At 47.5% G+C, this 19,219-nt stretch carries 18 protein-coding genes; 7 read left to right on the plus strand and 11 right to left on the minus strand.

The features are described 5' to 3' along the window. The first annotated feature begins 6 nt into the window (after positions 1-6). Positions 7-900, plus strand: coding sequence for a pantoate--beta-alanine ligase (gene panC / locus L4C42_RS11885; protein WP_353497826.1), 894 nt, complete (start codon positions 7-9; stop codon positions 898-900). 140 nt (positions 901-1,040) lie between these two features. On the opposite strand, the gene L4C42_RS11890 is transcribed toward panC, so the two are convergent. Beyond that, positions 1,041-2,297, minus strand: coding sequence for a methyl-accepting chemotaxis protein (locus tag L4C42_RS11890; protein WP_353497825.1), 1,257 nt, complete (start codon positions 2,295-2,297; stop codon positions 1,041-1,043). A gap of 133 nt (positions 2,298-2,430) precedes the next feature. Here L4C42_RS11890 and L4C42_RS11895 point away from each other — a divergent pair, with 133 nt between their 5' ends. After that, positions 2,431-3,201 carry a potassium channel family protein gene (locus tag L4C42_RS11895; protein WP_353497824.1) on the plus strand — a complete coding sequence of 257 codons (771 nt, stop codon included), beginning with the start codon at positions 2,431-2,433 and terminating at the stop codon, positions 3,199-3,201. Positions 3,202-3,233: 32 nt separating this feature from the next. Here L4C42_RS11895 and L4C42_RS11900 read toward each other — a convergent pair whose 3' ends face one another. Further along, positions 3,234-4,751 carry a CYTH and CHAD domain-containing protein gene (locus L4C42_RS11900; protein WP_353497823.1) on the minus strand — a complete coding sequence of 506 codons (1,518 nt, stop codon included), beginning with the start codon at positions 4,749-4,751 and terminating at the stop codon, positions 3,234-3,236. Positions 4,752-4,957: 206 nt separating this feature from the next. Between L4C42_RS11900 and L4C42_RS11905 the strand changes: the two genes are divergently transcribed. The 3 genes from L4C42_RS11905 (at position 4,958) to L4C42_RS11915 (ending at position 7,856) form a co-directional block, all read left to right on the plus strand. Further along, a complete protein-coding gene (locus L4C42_RS11905) occupies positions 4,958-5,638 on the plus strand; it encodes a TIGR00153 family protein (protein WP_353497822.1) in 681 nt (226 codons plus the stop codon). A 123-nt stretch (positions 5,639-5,761) separates the two neighbouring features. Further along, positions 5,762-7,024: an inorganic phosphate transporter gene (locus L4C42_RS11910; RefSeq protein ID WP_353497821.1), complete on the plus strand. Its 1,263-nt coding sequence runs from the start codon at positions 5,762-5,764 to the stop codon at positions 7,022-7,024. 220 nt (positions 7,025-7,244) lie between these two features. Further along, positions 7,245-7,856 carry a TIGR04211 family SH3 domain-containing protein gene (locus L4C42_RS11915; protein ID WP_353497820.1) on the plus strand — a complete coding sequence of 204 codons (612 nt, stop codon included), beginning with the start codon at positions 7,245-7,247 and terminating at the stop codon, positions 7,854-7,856. 70 nt (positions 7,857-7,926) lie between these two features. On the opposite strand, the gene rpoS is transcribed toward L4C42_RS11915, so the two are convergent. The 9 genes from rpoS to L4C42_RS11960 form a co-directional block, all read right to left on the minus strand. Continuing rightward, complete coding sequence (rpoS, locus tag L4C42_RS11920) at positions 7,927-8,910, minus strand: RNA polymerase sigma factor RpoS (protein WP_353497819.1); 984 nt, start codon at positions 8,908-8,910, stop codon at positions 7,927-7,929. A 118-nt stretch (positions 8,911-9,028) separates the two neighbouring features. Then, entirely contained in the window at positions 9,029-10,003 is a 975-nt protein-coding gene (gene nlpD / locus L4C42_RS11925; RefSeq protein ID WP_353497818.1) for a murein hydrolase activator NlpD, read from the minus strand. Beyond that, positions 10,004-10,627 (minus strand): protein-L-isoaspartate(D-aspartate) O-methyltransferase, encoded by a 624-nt coding sequence (locus L4C42_RS11930; protein ID WP_353497817.1) that lies wholly within the window; start codon positions 10,625-10,627, stop codon positions 10,004-10,006. It abuts the gene before it with no gap. 3 nt (positions 10,628-10,630) lie between these two features. Further along, on the minus strand, positions 10,631-11,398 hold the full coding sequence (gene surE / locus L4C42_RS11935; protein WP_418641752.1) for a 5'/3'-nucleotidase SurE: 768 nt from the start codon (positions 11,396-11,398) through the stop codon (positions 10,631-10,633). Positions 11,399-11,403: 5 nt separating this feature from the next. Beyond that, positions 11,404-12,381: a tRNA pseudouridine(13) synthase TruD gene (truD, locus tag L4C42_RS11940; RefSeq protein WP_353497815.1), complete on the minus strand. Its 978-nt coding sequence runs from the start codon at positions 12,379-12,381 to the stop codon at positions 11,404-11,406. Positions 12,382-12,392: 11 nt separating this feature from the next. Beyond that, the gene (gene ispF, locus L4C42_RS11945) at positions 12,393-12,872 is read right to left on the minus strand and encodes a 2-C-methyl-D-erythritol 2,4-cyclodiphosphate synthase (RefSeq protein WP_353497814.1); all 480 of its coding nucleotides are present in this window, start codon (positions 12,870-12,872) and stop codon (positions 12,393-12,395) included. Beyond that, positions 12,869-13,579: a 2-C-methyl-D-erythritol 4-phosphate cytidylyltransferase gene (gene ispD / locus L4C42_RS11950; RefSeq protein WP_353497813.1), complete on the minus strand. Its 711-nt coding sequence runs from the start codon at positions 13,577-13,579 to the stop codon at positions 12,869-12,871. Before ispD ends, ispF begins: the two co-directional genes overlap by 4 nt. After that, on the minus strand, positions 13,576-13,857 hold the full coding sequence (gene ftsB / locus L4C42_RS11955) for a cell division protein FtsB (RefSeq protein WP_353497812.1): 282 nt from the start codon (positions 13,855-13,857) through the stop codon (positions 13,576-13,578). Before ftsB ends, ispD begins: the two co-directional genes overlap by 4 nt. Before the next feature lie 200 nt (positions 13,858-14,057). Further along, positions 14,058-14,708, minus strand: a complete 651-nt coding sequence (locus L4C42_RS11960) for a PilZ domain-containing protein (RefSeq protein WP_353497811.1) — start codon at positions 14,706-14,708, stop codon at positions 14,058-14,060. A gap of 227 nt (positions 14,709-14,935) precedes the next feature. Here L4C42_RS11960 and L4C42_RS11965 point away from each other — a divergent pair, with 227 nt between their 5' ends. Further along, on the plus strand, positions 14,936-17,044 hold the full coding sequence (locus L4C42_RS11965; RefSeq protein ID WP_353497810.1) for a TonB-dependent siderophore receptor: 2,109 nt from the start codon (positions 14,936-14,938) through the stop codon (positions 17,042-17,044). Positions 17,045-17,218: 174 nt separating this feature from the next. Next, positions 17,219-19,003: a bifunctional lysophospholipid acyltransferase family protein/GNAT family N-acetyltransferase gene (locus L4C42_RS11970; protein ID WP_353497809.1), complete on the plus strand. Its 1,785-nt coding sequence runs from the start codon at positions 17,219-17,221 to the stop codon at positions 19,001-19,003. Positions 19,004-19,219: the final 216 nt, after the last annotated feature.

Below are 19,219 nucleotides of genomic sequence, written 5' to 3' on the forward strand. Positions count from 1 at the left end.
GGAATCATGCAAACTTTCGCTGATATTGCAGAACTTAGAGAGCAAATTGCTCAGCTAAAGCGTGAACAACGCCGAATTGCCTTTGTTCCGACTATGGGCAACCTTCACGAAGGTCACCTAACGCTGATGCGCAAAGCTCGTGAGAATGCAGATGTAGTGGTAGCGAGTATTTTTGTTAACCCTATGCAGTTTGAGCGCGCGGATGACCTCAACAACTATCCTCGCACACTCGAAGATGATCTTAGTAAGCTGACCGCTGAAGGCGTCGATTTGGTTTTCACGCCGACACCAGAAGTGATGTACCCACAAGGTTTAGACAAACAGACGTTTGTTGAAGTGCCGGGCATCTCACACATGCTCGAAGGCGTATCACGCCCAGGGCACTTTAGAGGCGTCGCAACAATCGTTACTAAGCTGTTTAACATCGTGCAACCGGACGTCGCTTGCTTTGGTGAGAAAGACTTCCAGCAGTTAGCTTTGATCCGTCAAATGGTGAGCGATCTGGCGATGAATATCGAGATCATTGGTGTGCCAACTGTCCGTGAGATGGACGGTCTCGCAATGAGTTCACGTAACGGCTACCTAACTATGGATGAGCGTCAACGTGCACCAGTACTGGCTAAAACCATGCGTTGGATGAACAGCGCGATTCGTGGCGGCCGTGACGACTACCCATCTATCATTGAAGATGCTAGTGACCAACTGCGCGCAGCAGGTCTGCAGCCGGATGAAATTTTCATTCGTGATGCACACTCCCTACAAGCGATCAACGAGAGCTCGGCGCAAGCGGTCATTTTAATGTCAGCGTTTTTGGGCAAAGCGCGCCTGATTGACAATCAAGTACTCGAACTTCAGCATACCCAAGTGGAACCTGAGACAAGCAGCGAAGAAAATCAATAGTCATCACGATTGCGGTTGCCAGCCAATAAAGATGGCCACTGAATAGAGATGAATAATAGATAGAAAAACGGCTCACTTGATACCAAGTGAGCCGTTTTTTAATGATGTAAACCTTCCGGTTTAGACGCCATGAGCTCGCATTAAACTCGGAATGATTTGATCTTTCCGTCCAACTCTTCTGCGTTGCTTTGCATCATCTCTGATGTCTCTAAAAGCTCTGTCACCACCGTCACAGACGCTTCAACCAACTCGCGAACATTGGTCAGATTTTGGTTCATCTCTTCCGCTACGCTGCTTTGCTGACCCGCTGCGGTCGCGATTTGGAAGTTCATGTCATTGATTTGATTGACTTGGCTAACGATGCCATCAAGTTCAGCACCGGCATTGGTCACAAGCTCCACACCATCTGCCGCTTCAACCACACTTTTCTCCATTAGCTCTACCGCAGAATTGGCGCTCGATTGAAGGTGAGAAATCATCTCTTGGATTTCAACCGTCGCCTGCTGAGTGCGCTGCGCTAAGTTACGTACTTCATCCGCAACCACAGCAAAGCCGCGGCCAGCTTCACCCGCACGTGCCGCTTCAATCGCCGCATTAAGCGCTAGTAAGTTGGTTTGCTCTGAAATGCCTTGAATAGTGCCAACAACACTACCAATCGACTCAACACGCTCTTCCACTTGGTTGACCGCCTGGGCTGATGCAGAGATATCATTCGACAGCTCACTCATCTTAGTCACGGTACCTTGTACAAAGCGCTGACCTGTCTCTGCTTGACCCGACGCTTGTTCAGTCAGCTGCGAAGCATTTTGCGCATGATCAGCCACAGTTTGTACCGTCGACGTCATTTCGCTCATTGCCGTCGCCAGTTGATCAATTTCTTGGAACTCTTCTTGAGAAGATTCTTTGGTCTCAGACATGCTAAGTGTCATCACTTCAGTCAGCGTCGCTAGCTCTTGAGAGGTCGCTACCTGAGTCTTGATGATGTCTTGCAGGTGGACACGCGTTTTCTCAAGTTCACGCGCCACATCGCCGTATTCATCTTTACATTCCATAAGCACAGGAATGGTAAGATCTTTATCGGCCATACGCTTAATCGCATCACTTAAATAGTTGGTTTGCTTAAGCATAGTTTTCGCGGCAAACAACAATAGAGCCACGAAGAGAACAATCATTAGGGCAGTCTGCCATACGACTTGAATTAGATAGGCTTCGTAGTGCTGCTGAGCAATCGCTTCGTTCTGGGTTGCGGCAAGAAGGGAGTCGTAAAATGTGCTTGCATCCCACAACTGCTTACCAATCAGCAATACGGTACTAAAAATCATCAACATCAACATCTTAGGGATCAAGCGTACATCCGTGATGAGTCGCTCCCATGGTTTAAATGTCAGTGCGGTCATTATCCGTTCTCCATTAATTATTATATAGTTAGAGAATCTTTCTCTAACTGAATGTCATCATCACTTGCCTGCATGCCAAAGCCGTAGGGGGAATTGTGACTCATGAGACCAAGTTATTTATTTCGAGCCTCGTATGAAAGCAAATGATACCAAAACTGAAGTTAAGCCTCTGAGCTTATTGTCACTTATCCTCTCTTTTATGGCTCTATTTGTGATCTCAGCCTTATTGTTTGCTCCCATCAACGAGGATGAGCGTACTGTTCTTATCGGCCTCGACTTTATTATCTGTAGCTTATTTATTCTGCAACTTGTTGTGGATCTGATCCGCTCCACAGATCGAGTGCAATTTATGAAAACGCATTGGATTGATTTCCTCGCCAGTCTGCCGATGATCGAGCCACTGCGCTTTGCTCGTGTCTTTCACATTTTCCGCGTAGTGCTTGTCATTCGTTCTGGTGAAACCTTGTTAAGACAGCTTGCTCGCAACAAGCATGAGACGACAATCGCCTCGATCCTTCTGCTGCTTGTGCTGCTAATTACGGTTGGCGCTGGACTCATTATGTGGGCGGAAAGTGGCGATCCTGATGCGAATATCCAGCATATTGGTGATGCTGTTTGGTGGGCTTTCGTCACGGTATCGACCGTCGGTTACGGTGATCACTACCCAGTTACAAGTGTGGGTAAGGTCTTGGCTGGTATGATTATTATCTGCGGTGTCGGTATGTTTGGTATGACATCGGGCTTGATCACTTCGCTCCTATCTTCACCCAGTTCCATGGATGAAAGACGCTCCAAACACAAAGAAGTGATGTTACAAAAGGTGCTCAATCAGCAAGAGGTGATTTTGCATAAGCTGGAGAAAATGGAACAGAAAATTGAATCACTAGAACGCGAAAAAAAATAAGGAGGCCTAAAGCCTCCCTATTCTAATTTGTACTAGTTTTGCCAATATGGCTCAGCTTCAATACTGATTTGCCTAGTTTGCTCCATGGCATGCAGAATCGAGCTCTCTTGGCGACGTAGCCAGCGTTCAAGCTGTTCACGCTCTTCGCCTTCCAGTTTTTCCACCAGCGGCTCTAAAAGCTCTAACATCAGCAGATCATCAATGCCTTGCAGCAAGTCTGCCCACGGCAAGCGAAAATTATTCCGCTCTTCCATGCTGTAAAGGCTGGCGAAACCAACACCCGTGTAAAGGTTGCGCATCAGTCGGTACTGCTGCTCAATGTATTCCTGACGTGTCAGTGATTTTTTGGGCGGGAAGGCATCCATCAGCTCAGCCCAAGTGCGTGCCAACTGCTGCATGGAGAATGGCTTGATTGACTGAGCCATTTTCTCGCGTGCTTTATCATCTAAGAATGGCTGCCAACCGCGAGACAAAATCCAACGGCTGAGGTCCAGTAACAGACCCGCATATCGTCCCGAATGAATCAGTCGCAACATATCTTCGCGATCTGGCAAGTCTTGCTCACGCTCTTTTAGCTTTGAAACGAGGAATTTTCGAGCATCAAGCTTTCGAAGCACGTGTCCTTTGTCTTCCAAAAGTGTTTCAAAATGTTCATAGCTCTTTAGCCAAGCAAGTTCTTGCTCTAGCCACTTCAGCTCTTGCCTAACGATAGCGCTGGCGCGTCGAGGGACGATGCTGCCATATACGGTCAATGTTTGACGAATAAAGCTCAGTGCGTAGCTGATTTCGAGCAGCGCTTCAATCGATTCGTGCTCGGTATATATCTGCTCGTGATAGTGCCAATGCGCCAAAGCATGCTCTAGAGACTGGATAAAGCAGGTTTCAACACTGTCTGTGTCCGAGGTGTCCACCAGCTCCAGGCTTTTCACCGGATCGCCGCCATAATCCGCCGCTAAGCGATAGCCTCGCGCAGCTTTACTTAAGTTACCTAGACGAATACCGCCCGCCTCACAGAAGGCGCGAGCAAGCGTAAATAGCACGTCTGTTTGCCCCGATTTAAGCTCGAGTTCGACTTCGCAGATAGGGTAAGTTTTGTCCCCTGATGACACTAAACCTTGATCAAACGCCACTTCTACCTGACTGCCATCGGCCATACCAATCAACCATTGCTCACGCGTAAAGTCGGTGGCAAAAATCGGCACCAATTGAGCTTGCAGCTCTTCAACGCTGCGCCCTTCTGGGTAGATGTCGAGGGGGTGTAGCGTGAGTTCTGGATCATTTGATGTGTGTTCAGCATTAAATTCCGGACGTTGATGCAACCCCGCAACGACGCGACCTGCGGTTTTCATGGTTTGCACAAAAACATCATCGAAACGACGAATTCTCAGTCCAATGTCATGCTGACGAAGCCAGTTATCGGGGGTGTCGAAGTAAGTGTTTCCTAACTCGCGACAACTGTGCTGAAGTACTTTTGTTTCAGCAATCTTGCTGAGTAAAGTTTCTGAAAAATCAGGAGAAACAAAAAACTTCAGTTCTATCTCGGTTTCCATAGTTTTACCTTTCGGGGACACTCACAACAGGATATGAGCAATTGTACTAATCAGCAAGTGACAAATATCACCCAAATGATGATCTAAAACAGTTTAAATCGGCGTTTTAATGGGTTAACATGCGCGCCTTTATAGCCATCGCTCAACATTTCACCATGATATTGGTGTATGTTTATTTCAGGTTATATTAATTAGGTTGAACAACCATGCCAGTAAATACAATTATGGGGTTATTTGCAAAGTCCCCAATTAAGCCTTTGCAGCGCCACGTTGTGTGCGTAACAGAATGTTGCTCTCACCTTATCAACTTCTTTGAGACAAGCTCAAAGGGTGATTGGGAAAAAGCAGCGGAGATCCGTGCGCAGATTTCTCATCTTGAGAAAGAAGCCGACGTTTTGAAACGTGAGATCCGTCTTAAACTACCACGCGGCCTGTTCTTGCCTGTAGACCGTAGCGATATGCTAGAGCTACTGACGCAGCAAGATAAGCTTGCCAACCTTGCCAAAGACATTGCCGGTCGTGTTTACGGTCGCCAACTTGTCATTCCTGCGCCACTTCAAGAAAACTTCATCGCTTATGTGAAGCGTTGTCTTGATGCAGCAAACCAAGCTCAGAAAGTTATCAATGAGCTGGATGAACTGCTAGAGACAGGCTTTAAAGGTCGTGAAGTGACTCTGGTAGCAGAGATGATTCACCAACTCGATGTCATCGAAGATGATACCGATGCCATGCAAATCCAGCTTCGTCAGCAACTGATGGCGATTGAACAAGACATGAACCCAATCGACGTTATGTTCTTGTACAAAATTCTTGAATGGGTCGGCGGTATTGCAGATCAAGCTCAGCGCGTAGGCGCTCGTCTTGAACTCATGCTGTCTAGGTCTTAAACACACGTTAACTAAGTAACAAAGAGCGAAGAAGTATTAGGCGTTGAGCACAGACAATGCTTAAGAGATTGCCCTGCGCCAAACTTTTGCTCCGCTTGTTATGAAACAAAACTAGGTATTACAATGGATATTCTTGCAAACTACGGCACTATCCTGATTCTTGTTGCGGCGATGTTCGGTTTCCTTATGGCGATCGGTATCGGTGCAAACGATGTTGCCAATGCAATGGGTACTTCTGTTGGCTCTAAAGCTCTAACAGTTAAGCAAGCTATCATCATCGCGATGATCTTCGAATTCGCCGGCGCATACCTTGCTGGCGGTGAGGTAACAGACACTATCCGTAAGGGTGTGATTGAAACCTCGCTGTTTGCTCACCAGCCAGACGTTCTAGTATTCGGTATGATGTCGTCTCTATTAGCGGCAGGTACTTGGCTATTGCTCGCTTCTTACATGGGCTGGCCGGTATCAACTACTCACTCAATCATTGGCGCTATCATCGGTTTCGCTTGTGTGTCTGTGGGTACTGAAGCGGTTGACTGGGGTTCAGTAAAAGGCATCGTAGGTAGCTGGGTTATCACACCTGTGATTTCTGGTTTCTTCGCTTACCTTATCTTTGTCAGCGCACAGCGCCTGATTTTCGATACCGAAAAGCCACTGTTTAACGCTAAGCGCTTTGTTCCAGTGTACATGTTCATTACCACTATGGTGATTGCGCTGGTAACCATCAAGAAAGGTCTAAAACACGTAGGCCTGCACCTTGAAGGTATGGAAGCGTGGGCGTGGGCTGCAGGCGTTTCGTCTCTAGTTATGATTGGCGGATACATCTACATCCAACGTAAATTTGCAGACCGTGAAGAAGACCATGGCTTTAGTGGCGTAGAAGGTATCTTCAGCGTTCTGATGGTTATCACAGCTTGTGCGATGGCATTTGCACACGGTTCAAACGACGTAGCGAACGCGATTGGTCCGCTGTCTGCTGTTGTTTCAACGGTTGAGCACATGGGTGAAATCAACGCTAAGAGCACCATCGCATGGTGGATTCTTCCACTAGGTGGTATCGGTATCGTTGTGGGTCTCGCGACTATGGGGCACAAAGTAATGGCAACGGTAGGTACAGGTATCACTGAACTAACGCCTAGCCGCGGCTTCGCAGCGCAGCTAGCAACGGCTTGTACCGTTGTTCTAGCGTCGGGTACCGGTCTTCCTATCTCGACCACACAAACGCTTGTAGGTGCGGTATTGGGTGTTGGTTTCGCTCGTGGTATCGCAGCACTTAACTTAGGTGTTGTACGTAATATCGTGGCTTCTTGGGTAGTGACTCTACCTGCTGGTGCACTACTTGCGGTAGTATTCTACTACATGATGCAAGCGATATTTGGTGCATAAGCCAAGGCTTAGATAAAGTCAGGGAGATGTGAAGCTCACGTCATATTTGACTCAAATTCAAATAAAGGGAGGCTTTGCCTCCCTTCTTTGTTGCACCCGATTGAGAAACTTCATACTATTTGCCCATTCTTAAAAGTTTACAATTTGAGAGTGCGTATCAGCCCAGCTGCAAACGCGACTTTCTTCATCATTCCCCATTGATACACTTAAGGGACTTACTGTGAAAAAACTGATCTGCATGATCATGGTGTCGTTACTCGCTGCTCCCGCAGCGTTGGCTCAAGATCGATATATTGCTGACAAGCTATTTACCTATCTGCACTCAGGGCCAAGCGCTCAGTATCGTATCATCGGCAGCATTAACGCTGGTGACAAAGTGCAACTACTATCTTCTAACCGTGACACGGGCTACTCCCAAGTTCAAGACAACCGCGGCCGTAAAGGCTGGGTAGACTCGAAGTTCGTCACGGCTCAAGAAAGTATGGCGGTACGCCTACCTCGTCTTGAGAAAGAACTGACGCAAGTTAAATCTCAGCTAGCAAATGCACGCGAAACTGCGGACAGCGAGAAAGGTGGCCTAGTCAGCTCTCTAGAAGCGCGCAACAAGCAAATTGCAGAGCTTGAGCAAAACTACTCTGACATCAGCGCGCAGCTGACGTCTTCTCAAACAGAAATCCGCGAGCTACGTGCTAAACTGGATACGCAAAAAGAAGACCTACTACTGCGCTACTTTATGTATGGCGGTGGTGTTGCGGGTGTAGGCCTTTTGTTTGGTCTTATCCTTCCTCACATTATCCCACGTCGTAAGAAGAGTCCTAATGGCTGGGCATAATGCTTAGAGCATGACTTTGAATACAAAAAAACCGCCTCACGGCGGTTTTTTATTACGGTTCAATTACGATTTAATCGTCGTCAAAGTTAAACAGTGATTCCATATTCAAGCCTTGCTTGACTAAAATGTCACGCAGTCTACGTAGACCTTCGACTTGAATTTGACGCACACGCTCGCGAGTAAGATTGATTTCTCGCCCAACTTCTTCAAGGGTTGAAGGCTCATAGCCTAGCAATCCAAAGCGTCGTGCCAACACTTCTTTTTGTTTTGGATTCAGTTCATCAAGCCAGTGAATAAGCGATGATTTAATATCGTCATCTTGGGTTGAGACTTCAGGATCTGAGTGCGTTGAATCCGGAATGATATCTAACAGCGCTTTCTCACCGTCCCCACCAATTGGCGTATCAACCGAACTGATACGTTCATTGAGTCTCAGCATCTTGGAAACGTCGCTCACCGGTTTATCCAGCTTATGTGCAATTTCTTCGGCTGTTGGCTCATGATCCAGCTTTTGGGACAGTTCACGGGCTGTACGTAGGTAAATGTTGAGCTCTTTTACCACATGGATAGGCAGACGAATCGTGCGTGTTTGATTCATCAAAGCACGCTCAATAGTTTGGCGTATCCACCACGTCGCATACGTTGAGAAACGGAAGCCGCGCTCGGGGTCGAATTTCTCTACTGCACGAATAAGACCTAAATTGCCTTCTTCAATTAAATCAAGAAGCGCTAGACCACGGTTACTGTAGCGTCGAGAGATCTTAACCACTAATCGCAAGTTACTTTCGATCATGCGTTTACGGGCTGCTTCATCGCCTTTCAGTGCACGTCTTGCATAGAGCACTTCTTCTTCTGCGGTCAAGAGTGGTGAAAAGCCGATTTCGCCGAGATAGAGCTGGGTGGCATCTAAGCTTTTCGCAGAGGCATCGTACAAATCCTTGTCTTCAGTCTCTGTTGCGGCGTCATCGTTCGTCAGTGTAGGTTCTACAACATCAACAGTCTCACTGTTGGCATCGAAGTTTTCGTTCTTGGTTACTGCATTGCTGATACTCATAGCGCCTCCCCCTGGCGAGCTAGCAAGACATGACAACTCAACTATGTCGCTAACTTTCTCTGATTAAGTCAATCAAATTGCAAGTAGCTTTTCGTATGGTGTATTCGTTATACGGCAGTTACGGCAAGTAGCGTTTTGGGTTTACTGATTTTCCTTGATAACGGATTTCAAAGTGCAGTCTAACGCTGTTGGTTCCGGAACTTCCCATCGTAGCGATTTTTTGTCCGGCTTTAACACTTTGTCCTTCCGATACCAATAGTCTGTCATTGTGAGCGTAAGCACTTAGGTAACTGTCGTTATGCTTAACAATAACGAGGTTTCCATAACCACGTAGTGCGTTGCCTGAGTAAACCACGGTTCCTTTTGCAGTGGCGACGATATCTTGGCCTCGGCGGCCTGCAATATCGATTCCTTTATTTCCTTGGTCCCCTGCAGAAAAGTTCTTTATGACACGACCCTTAGTCGGCCAGACCCAACTTGATACTTTTGCCGCTGTGCTTGGCGCCGGTTTCGGTGCTGGTTTCGCCTTCGCGACAGTTTGCTTCGCGGCTGGCTTGGTTGTCTGTTTTACCGTTTGGGGCTTAGTCTTGTTAACATTTTGTTTACCTTTAGCCTCACCATACTCCTTTGTTTGAGTTTGATCAACCTTCTTTGCGGCGGTTTTTTGACTATTTTGCGTTGATGAGCTACCCGCTTTTGAAGGCGGTTTTGACGCCGTTGTCGCGGTGCTCGAGCTCGCTGCAGCCGTTGCCACAGAGGCGGTTGCAACCTCACCTGAACCAGAACCAGCAAACACCGGTGGGGAATAGACCGGGCGCCACAGGTTCAAACGCTGGCCTGGGTGAATGGTGTAGGGTTTCTTAAGATTATTGAGTCTTATCAGATCGTTAACATCTTTATCCGTGACGTATGAGATAAAATAGAGGGTGTCCCCTTTTTGCACTTCATAGTAACTGCCACGATAACTGCCACGGGAAACACTATCGTACTTGCCTCCCAGATTTGAGACAGGCGCAGGCGAATGCCCAGCACACCCAATCAGTGCACTGGACAAAAAAACAACGGAGACCACTGCTTTTAACCGCTTTTGCATTTACGCTAATTCACCTGCTACGAGAGGAACAAACCTCACTAATTCAATAACTTCGGTAGTAAAGCTATCACCTTTACGAGTGATTTTTAATAGTTGTTGCTCATTATCACCGACAGGGATCACTAAACGTCCACCATCATTGAGCTGGGTCAATAGTGCTTGAGGGACTTCGGAAGCTGCAGCCGTGACGATAATGGCATCAAATGGCCCCTTGGCTTGCCAGCCTTGCCAACCGTCACCGTGTTTGGTGGAGATGTTGTAAATATCAAGACGCTTTAGCCTGCGCTTTGCTTCCCATTGCAGTGCTTTTATTCTCTCAACCGAATAGACATGCTCCACCAACTGCGACAGCACGGCAGTTTGATAGCCTGAGCCAGTTCCGATTTCAAGCACTCGAGTATCGTGTGTCAGCTCAAGCAGCTCGGTCATTCTCGCGACAATGTAGGGCTGAGAAATCGTCTGCCCAGCACCAATAGGCAATGCATTGTTGTCGTAGGCTTGGTGAAGCATCGCTTGTGACACGAATTGCTCACGGGGTACGGAGAAGATAGCATCCAGCACACGGGGATCAGCTACACCGTGCGCTCGGATAAACTCCACTAATTTCGCTGCTTGTGGGTTCATTAATTACTCTCTCCCTGACACCCAACGTTCCATCGCACCAATCGACTCATGTGCGGTCAAATCCACCTGCAGTGGTGTAATAGAAATACGCCCATGTTCAACTGCGTAAAAATCGGTGCCCTCTCCAGCATCCTGCTCTTTCCCTGGAGGTCCCAACCAATAAATGTCGTGCCCTCTTGGGTCCTGCTGCTTAATCATCGCTTCAGCATGGTGACGGGCACCCAATCGAGTCACGGCAACATCACCAAGCTGCGCCAGCGGCTTATCTGGGATATTAATATTCAATAGTCGATTGGTCGGCACACGAGTAGCCAAATGACGCTCGACAAATTGACGAGCGATGATCGCCGCTGCAGCAAAGTGCTGTTTACCAACCAGACTAAAAGCGATGGATTGAACGCCTAGAAAGTGTCCTTCCATAGCCGCCGCTACAGTACCAGAATAGAGCACATCGTCGCCCAAGTTAGCCCCATGGTTGATCCCAGACAGAACTAAATCGGGAAGATCGTCTTTCATCAATTCATTAAGCGCAAAGTGCACACAATCGGTTGGCGTTCCTTGAACCGAGAAAACACCAGGCTCAATTTCGTTAACACGCAGCGGCTGCTCAAGCGTTAATGAGTTCGATGCGCCCGAACGGTTTCTGTCTGGCGCAACGATGGTCACATCAGCAATGTTTGCCAGCTCCGCCGCTAATGTGCGAATTCCCTCGGCGTGTACGCCATCATCATTACTGATGAGGACTTTGATTCTCTGTTTGTTTGTTTCCATGAATCCTAGAATTGCCTTTCTACTTCTTCTACATTTGCCAGCTCTCTAAGAATCGAGGTCGCAAAACTGCCTGAATCCAAGAAAAAGCTCAGTGTTACAGAATCTTCATCCCATTGTGCATTCAATGAGTCAGGCTTTAACACAATAGCGCGTCTGTCGTGACGCATGCGATTACCGCGGATAAGCGCCATCAAATCTGGCTCTTGATCTAAGATGCTTTGTTCAAGCTTCTCGGCCTCATCGGTGGTTGGTAGCGCATTATCACCTGCCAATGCAGCGGTGATCATCCCAGTTTCGTCAAGAATGTCCCCGGCCAGCTCAGTGTTAAAGCAATCTTGCTGCAAACGCTCTGAAACGATGTGATTAAAGATCCATGAGCGCGCCGCAGAGAGATACAAACTGCGTTTATTCTGATTGCGAGTGCGCACGTTGTCACGTCCCCAACGCTTCGCTTCGCTCACGTTGTTACCATCGTGTCCAAAACGCTGCTGACCAAAATAGTTTGGTACGCCAGAATCACAAACGAGCGCTACGCGCGCTTTTAGTGCTTCAACATCTGACACCTCAGTCAAACGGATGGCAAACTCATTACCAGCAAGATCGCCTGGACGCAGCTTTTTGTTGTGCCAATCGGTCGCCACTATCTCAATACTAGGATACTGCGCCAAGAAGGCGCTAAAGTCTGGTACGTTCTTCTTTGGTAAATGGACGCTTAACCACTGTTCAGTCACGGCATGGCGATCTTTGAGGCCGGCCCAACCAATATCTTTCGATTTTACGCCACACACTTTGGCCAATTCATTGGCGACAAAACTGGTGTTTTCACCATTTTTTCGTATGCGGAGCATCAAATGCTCCCCTTCTCCCGCAAACTCAAACCCCAGAACCTCATTGACAATGAAGTCTTGGTTGCTGGCTTTAAACTTAGCGCTAACCGCAGGTTTGCCGTGAAGATAATTCAGGTTTTCTAACACATCAGTCATGATATTTGCCTTTAGGACGTTACTTTGTTGATCAGAACCACAGCTTCTGTGGCGATACCTTCTTTACGTCCTGTAAAACCGAGTCTTTCCGTCGTGGTTGCTTTTACATTGATGTTACCAATGTCGGTTTCCAAATCAGCGGCAATGGTATGGCACATAGTTTCAATGTGCGGAGCCATCTTTGGTGCTTGTGCCATGATGGTTACGTCAGCATTCACCAACTCATAACCTTGTGATTTGACCTTGCTGTAGACATCACGAAGCAATGCGCGGCTGTCTGCTCCTTTCCACTCTTCATCCGTGTCAGGAAAATGACGACCAATGTCGCCTGCAGCAATAGCGCCTAGCAGTGCATCACACAGTGCATGCAACGCCACATCACCATCAGAATGGGCAACTAGCCCTTGTTCATAAGGAATGGCGACACCACCAATGATGACAGGTCCTTCACCACCAAACTTATGTACATCAAAGCCATGGCCTATTCTCATTGTTCTAATTCCTTATTTTTGAGATAAAACTCCGCCAGAGCGAGATCCTCTGGACGAGTAATTTTAATGTTGTCGCTGCGCCCTTCAACCAACAGTGGGGACAAACCTGTCCACTCGACCGCTGATGCTTCATCAGTGATAGTGACCCCTTCGGCTAACGCATCACTGAGCGCACTATGCAACAACTCTACTTTAAACATCTGTGGGGTTAGCGCATGCCAAAGACCTGCTCTATCGACAGTATGATCGATACCTTGTGCATCGTTAGCGCGCTTCATCGTGTCTTTCACCGGGGCTGCGAGTATACCACCAACTGGGTGAGTGCTTACTTCGTAGATGAGTTTGCTAATATCCTCATGGGTAATGCACGGCCTTGCCGCATCATGAACCAAGCACCACGCATTAGGAATACGCTGTTTGACGTACTCAATGGCCGACAGCACTGAGTCTGCCCGCTCACCACCTCCCAAGACCCGTACAACAGGCTTATCTGAGATAAACGATAAACCTTCAAAGTATGGGTCGCCATCACTGATCGCTACGATGACGCTATCGATACTTCGATGCGCCAGCAAGCGCTCTATGGTGTGCTCAAGAATGGTTTGTTCATGGATTTTGAGATATTGCTTGGGAATATCCGCTTGCATGCGGCTACCAACACCTGCGGCAGGCACGATAGCAATAATAGGATGATGCTCAGGGATCATTGGTTATCCTCACCTATGATTCGGTAGAAGGTTTCTCCTTGTTGAATCATTCCTAGCTCATGTCGCGCTCGCTCTTCAATGGCATCCAACCCTTGTCTAAGATCGTCAATCTCAGCAAACATTTCATCGTTGCGGGTTTGTAAGTTGCCATTAACTTGTTGCTGTACTTGGATTTCTGTATCCACTTGTTGGAAATCAACAATGCCATTTTTTCCAAACCAGAGGGTGTATTGAAGCCAAGAAAAAACCATTAGCAGCACAAGAGTGAAGATACGCATAAGTCGGAACATTCCATTGAGAAATTCTGCTCTTTATATAGCACAGTTTACACCTTGAAATAAGCGAAGAAAAAGCATTGTTGCATCCTAGGTACAAAAGTGAGCACCCACTAGCTTAATCTTGACGAGCGCATACCACTGGCTTGACGTTTAGCGCACTTTCGCGAGCGTAGCAGCGCTTCTCTGAAATGAAGTTTGTACTAGGAAACCGCGAGGGACTGTTCCGCTAAGGTGGTCTTTAAACGGTTCGACATCAGCACTTGCTGGTTAAACTGGATACCCAGCAGACTCCCACGACCCTGCTTTCGCACCGTTACCACCTCACACACCATCCCCGCAGGCAGAAACTGATTCAGTGTCGACTCCACTTTCACATCGAGCCCCTTACAAAAGTCGTGAGCTTGTTCTAGATAAACTCCACATCCAGCCAGCGAGAAATCGACAATTTTACCTTCAATGCTGGATTGACCATAAGACACCGTGCAAGGCATAGAGAGTTTGTAACGAGAATGCTCGCGGATCGGCTTGGATACAAACTCTGCCGGAGACGATAGGAACAGGTGACTGCAAGGTAATTCTGAACTGGAAAGAGCATGGCAGCGAAACGCGATAACGTGACCAAAACTGGTATCTGAGAGTCCACGCACCACAAACTCACCGTCATTGATTTGCTGCTGCACATCCGGAGTCAGTCCTGAGGTATCAACGACAATAAACTCATCAATTTTGTAGCCAAGCAAGTTAACAGCCACACCTTTGATGTGTGAATCACTCACCGAAGACAAGGTAAGTTTCATTCCCGGCTGCAAGAAACGGTAGCTCTGTTTTTGTTGTTCTTGTCCCCATTCCATTGATAGAACCTCCTTAATTACAACAAGATAATTACACCCTATCTACCACTTATATGCAATCAATCCCTTGTACCTACAAAAGATACAAATGCTTACATTTATTACAATTGCAAATAATAATAAATCGCATTAGCATTCATTTCGCAGTTCAATCGTAGACCTACTTCAGGTTCATTCTGCTAATAACAAAAACAATTGTCTCGGATAATCGAGCTAGGATAGCCCCAATGAATTTCAAAGTGACCACACTTTGCAGTGCAGTGGTACTTGCACTCAATACTTCTCCGGTATTTGCCCAATCAGAACCAACAAAAACTGACGAAACCTTGGTAATACACGCCCAAAGCTTCGACGACTATAAAGTTGACAGTGCAAGCGGCGCTATGCGCACCGATACTACCATGCTAGAAACCCCACAGTCGGTTAACGTCATTCCTGAAATTGTGCTCGATGAACAGCTGGCCACCACATTAGGTGAAGCACTGCAAAACGACGCCAGTGTCAATGCGGGCTCTCAAAAGTGGAATCGCGAAGTATTTTATCTGCGCGGCTTTGAGCTCTCATCAACCAACGGCTATCTAAGAAACGGTCACTCACTCTTTACTCATTACATGCTGCCGATTGAGACCTTAGATCGTATCGAGGTCGTTAAAGGACCATCGAGCCTTCTTTACGGTAACTCGGCGCCTGGTGGCATGATCAACATGGTGTCTAAAAAGCCAACCGCGACACCACAAGTCAATGTTGGTACCGATATCGACCACCTTGGTAGCACTCGCTATCACATTGACGCTTCTGGTGCGCTTAATGAATCTGGCACATTGAGAGGTCGTACTGTGCTGGTGAAACAAGACGCTGTGGAATCTCGTCAATATGCTAATGGGGAACAGCGCGAGCGAGATCGCTTCCTAGGCTATGGTGTGATTGAAGCGGATCTGTCTGACTGGGGTCTATTATCTGTTAACTATGAAAAGACCAACGACAACGCGCCGCTGGACACGGGTTCTTGGCTAGACATGCAAGGCAACCGAATTAGCGATCGCGATACGATCCGCGATGCCTCTTGGTCATTCATCAACAACGATGTGGAAAACTGGGGTGCTGATCTTGATGTGTACATCAACTCACAATGGCGCGCTAACTTCAGTTATAACTCACAGCATATGAAGCGTCACCGCTATGACTCTAGCCCAAAACCGACGGCTCAAACCATCGTCGATGGCAGCTACACAATGAGTCCGTTTGACCGTCATGATACGTGGAAAACTCAAGCGTTCCATGCTGACTTACACGGCGACTTCTCGGCACTTGGTGTCGATCATCAAGTGCTATTTGGTGCTAACGGCCAATTCTATGAGTACACCCAGCTACTCGTTAGAGGCAGTACTATCAATGTCAACCCAGGCGAATCTCCTAAGAATCCGGGTCTAGACTATCACAATGACGATACTGCCTACGAAAGTAGCAACCACTTCTACGGTATCTATGCGCAAGATCTGATTACTTTCAACGACCAGTGGCAAGCGCTTGTGGGTGGCCGCTACGATCAGTACTTCGAAGATGGTACGAATAGTAACGGTGACACCGTGAATGGCGCGAACGACAGCCAAGCTTTCTCACCAAAATTCGGCGTGATTTATCATCCAAGCTATTCAGGCAGCATTTATGCCAACTACTCAGAAAGCTTCAATCCGGTGGACAATGTTGTCAATGATGATGGGTCAATTACTGAGCGTACACCAGAAAAGAGCCGCCAGTACGAACTGGGAACAAAGTGGGAGCTTTTGGATAACCGCTTACTGCTAACAGGTGCGCTTTTTGATATCGAAAAACGTAACATCAGTATCGAAGAGAATGGCTTCACTACGCAAAATGGTAATCAACACCACCGCGGCGCTGAAGCTGGCGCGCAAGGTCAGCTATCTGATAGCTGGTTTGTGATGACATCTGCCATGTACCTAGATGCTAAGTACGACCAGCACGACTTATATCAAGATAAGACACCAGCAAACGTACCTGAGTGGTCTGGTTCCGTTTGGACACGCTACGCATTTACTGACGCAACGGCATTTAATATCGGCTTGTTCTATCAAGGTGAGCGCTGGGCAGATAACGCAAACACCGTCACACTTGATGGTTACACCCGCGTTGATACCGGTGCATCGCACAAAATCAGCAGCGACTATGTAACTTGGGATTTCCGCTTCAACATCGAAAACCTGTTTGATACCGAATATGTATCAGGCACGGGTGGCAGCACCAGCCACGGTGTCGTTACGGATGTGCACTATGGCAATGAGCGCCGCTTTAAACTGTCAGTCAACGCTTCATTCTAACTATCCCTTTCTTATACAAAGAGCGCTACGGCGCTCTTTTTTATTGCTTATTGTTCACCTCGTCACCCGTTTGACATCAATACGTCATCCATCTTCCATCTAGGCTACGCAATTCTGACATATAGACGTCATACCCTCTTAACGACACTACATGGAAATTGTTTAGAGGTTGCTATGGATACCACCAGCCCGTTTCGCTTACCGAGAAAAACCCCACTGGGCATTGCAGAAAATGTTGCCGAGTGGGCAACCGGCCTTTCTGTATTAGACCACTTATATGCACAGCGTCCACCAGGTTGTGATACCGAGCGTTTTCTTCGCTTTGCACTCGAGATCTTGGGCATTGACTATCACATTGTTACTGGAAGTCGAGATAACCTGCCTCAAACGGGCGCGACCCTCATTGTCGCTAATCACCCGCTAGGCTGCGTTGAGGGTGTGATACTGGCTGAGCTTCTGTTGCAACGGCGCAAAGATGTGAAGATCCTAGCCAATGAGTTTCTAAAACTGGTTCCTGAACTAGAACCCTTGTTTATTGGCGTTGACGTATTTGATGGCGCCAATGCACACAAGTCCAATACCCGTGCATTACGCCAAGCCAATCATCACCTTGAAGAGGGCGGCGCACTATTGGTGTTCCCGGCGGGTGAAGTCTCGCAACTGGTCGATAGCAAAGCACTTTGCCTCGAAGATAAAGAGTGGAGCCGCTCGGTCAGTACGCTTATTAAGAAATACAAAGCACTGACCGTCCCAGTGCACATTGGCGGCCTTAACTCCAAGCGTTTTTATCTGGCGGGTAAGGTTCATCCAATGCTTCGAACAGCCATGCTCGGCCGTGAACTGCTGAACAAGAAAAATCGCCCCATAAGCATCTCTATCGGCGAAGTAATCAAGTTCAAAGAGGTCAATACCTTAGATAATCGTCAGTTGGTGAACTACCTTCGTCTCAATACTTACCTACTGGGCAAACAGCAAAGCCAAATACCAGCAGAGACGAACCCGAATACTCAATCGTCATCACTAACACACCCAGAGCCGGTTGCCTCGGCTCTACCTTTAAGCGAACTGCTGAACGATATCAACCAGTTACCATCGCAGCACCACTTACTCTCTAGCGGTGAGTTTGATGTCTACTGCACGACCATGGAGCATATTCCAGCCTTGATGCATGAGATTGGTCGCATGCGAGAACACAACTTCCGTTTGGTAGGCGAAGGGACTGGGCAAGCACTGGATATCGACCACTTTGATAAGGACTACCAACACCTATTTATTTGGGACAAAGCGAACAATAAATTAGTGGGGGCTTACCGTCTTGGTCTGGTTGATACATTGCTGGAGAAGCACGGCATTCAAGGCCTTTATTCGCGCACTCTTTTTGACTATGAACACCCCTTTTTGGCTACTATGGGCAAATCGATTGAAATGGGTCGCAGCGTGATTGCCGAAGAGTATCAAAAGAGCATGAGCGCACTGTTACTGCTTTGGAAAGGTATCGCTGAGTTTGTGCATCGCCACCCAGACTATACTCACCTGTTTGGTCCGGTCAGTATCAGTAGTGACTATAGCGATGTCGCAAGACAGTTACTCACCGATACCATGACCTTACACCACTACGACCAAGACAGCGCACAGCATGTCAGTGCCCCTAACCCACCCAAGCTTGCTGCTCATCCCAACTGGAACGCTCAGTTGCTGTCCGCGCTGGCTGATATGCAGTTACTCTCTCGTGTTATCGCTCGCCTTGACCAAGGCAAAAGCGTACCTGTATTACTCAGACAGTACCTTAGTCTCAACGGTAAGCTTGTCAGCTTCAATGTCGACCCTGACTTTAACAATGCTCTTGATGGATTGATTGTCGTCGACTTAAGGCGAGTCCCCCAACGTTCACTCGCTCGCTATATGGGCAGCGATAATGCCTGTCATTATCTTCACCGTCACAACCACTCGACGCCCTAAACGGTAGAGATAACTAAACGACCTAAAAAGCAGCAAAAGCTGCTTTTTTTGTGTTCACTTTGTCTCAGAACTGAGAATAGAGGTGAACTTCATCAAGAACTGGCCACAGAATGATAAGCATCACAGTTCTTATGCAAAGGGCATGATAGAAAGCACTCAAAAACTATAACTCTTTCAAAAACTTCCGATAGCCAAACGCTTTCGAGGTTGAAAGAA

The sequence above is a fragment of the Vibrio wakamikoensis genome (assembly GCF_050337275.1).
Taxonomy (GTDB): Bacteria; Pseudomonadota; Gammaproteobacteria; order Enterobacterales; family Vibrionaceae; genus Vibrio; species Vibrio chaetopteri.

Coding starts and splice junctions, on each gene's coding strand:
- ispD (WP_353497813.1), bottom strand. CDS start 13,579: ATGATCCCTGAGCATCATCCTATTATTGCTATCGTGCCTGCCGCAGGT.
- L4C42_RS11890 (WP_353497825.1), bottom strand. CDS start 2,297: ATGACCGCACTGACATTTAAACCATGGGAGCGACTCATCACGGATGTA.
- L4C42_RS11960 (WP_353497811.1), bottom strand. CDS start 14,708: ATGGAATGGGGACAAGAACAACAAAAACAGAGCTACCGTTTCTTGCAG.
- surE (WP_418641752.1), bottom strand. CDS start 11,398: ATGGAAACAAACAAACAGAGAATCAAAGTCCTCATCAGTAATGATGAT.
- L4C42_RS11965 (WP_353497810.1), top strand. CDS start 14,936: ATGAATTTCAAAGTGACCACACTTTGCAGTGCAGTGGTACTTGCACTC.
- nlpD (WP_353497818.1), bottom strand. CDS start 10,003: ATGCAAAAGCGGTTAAAAGCAGTGGTCTCCGTTGTTTTTTTGTCCAGT.
- ftsB (WP_353497812.1), bottom strand. CDS start 13,857: ATGCGTATCTTCACTCTTGTGCTGCTAATGGTTTTTTCTTGGCTTCAA.
- L4C42_RS11905 (WP_353497822.1), top strand. CDS start 4,958: ATGCCAGTAAATACAATTATGGGGTTATTTGCAAAGTCCCCAATTAAG.
- ispF (WP_353497814.1), bottom strand. CDS start 12,872: ATGAGAATAGGCCATGGCTTTGATGTACATAAGTTTGGTGGTGAAGGA.
- L4C42_RS11910 (WP_353497821.1), top strand. CDS start 5,762: ATGGATATTCTTGCAAACTACGGCACTATCCTGATTCTTGTTGCGGCG.
- L4C42_RS11895 (WP_353497824.1), top strand. CDS start 2,431: ATGAAAGCAAATGATACCAAAACTGAAGTTAAGCCTCTGAGCTTATTG.
- L4C42_RS11970 (WP_353497809.1), top strand. CDS start 17,219: ATGGATACCACCAGCCCGTTTCGCTTACCGAGAAAAACCCCACTGGGC.
- L4C42_RS11900 (WP_353497823.1), bottom strand. CDS start 4,751: ATGGAAACCGAGATAGAACTGAAGTTTTTTGTTTCTCCTGATTTTTCA.
- truD (WP_353497815.1), bottom strand. CDS start 12,381: ATGACTGATGTGTTAGAAAACCTGAATTATCTTCACGGCAAACCTGCG.
- rpoS (WP_353497819.1), bottom strand. CDS start 8,910: ATGAGTATCAGCAATGCAGTAACCAAGAACGAAAACTTCGATGCCAAC.
- panC (WP_353497826.1), top strand. CDS start 7: ATGCAAACTTTCGCTGATATTGCAGAACTTAGAGAGCAAATTGCTCAG.
- L4C42_RS11930 (WP_353497817.1), bottom strand. CDS start 10,627: ATGAACCCACAAGCAGCGAAATTAGTGGAGTTTATCCGAGCGCACGGT.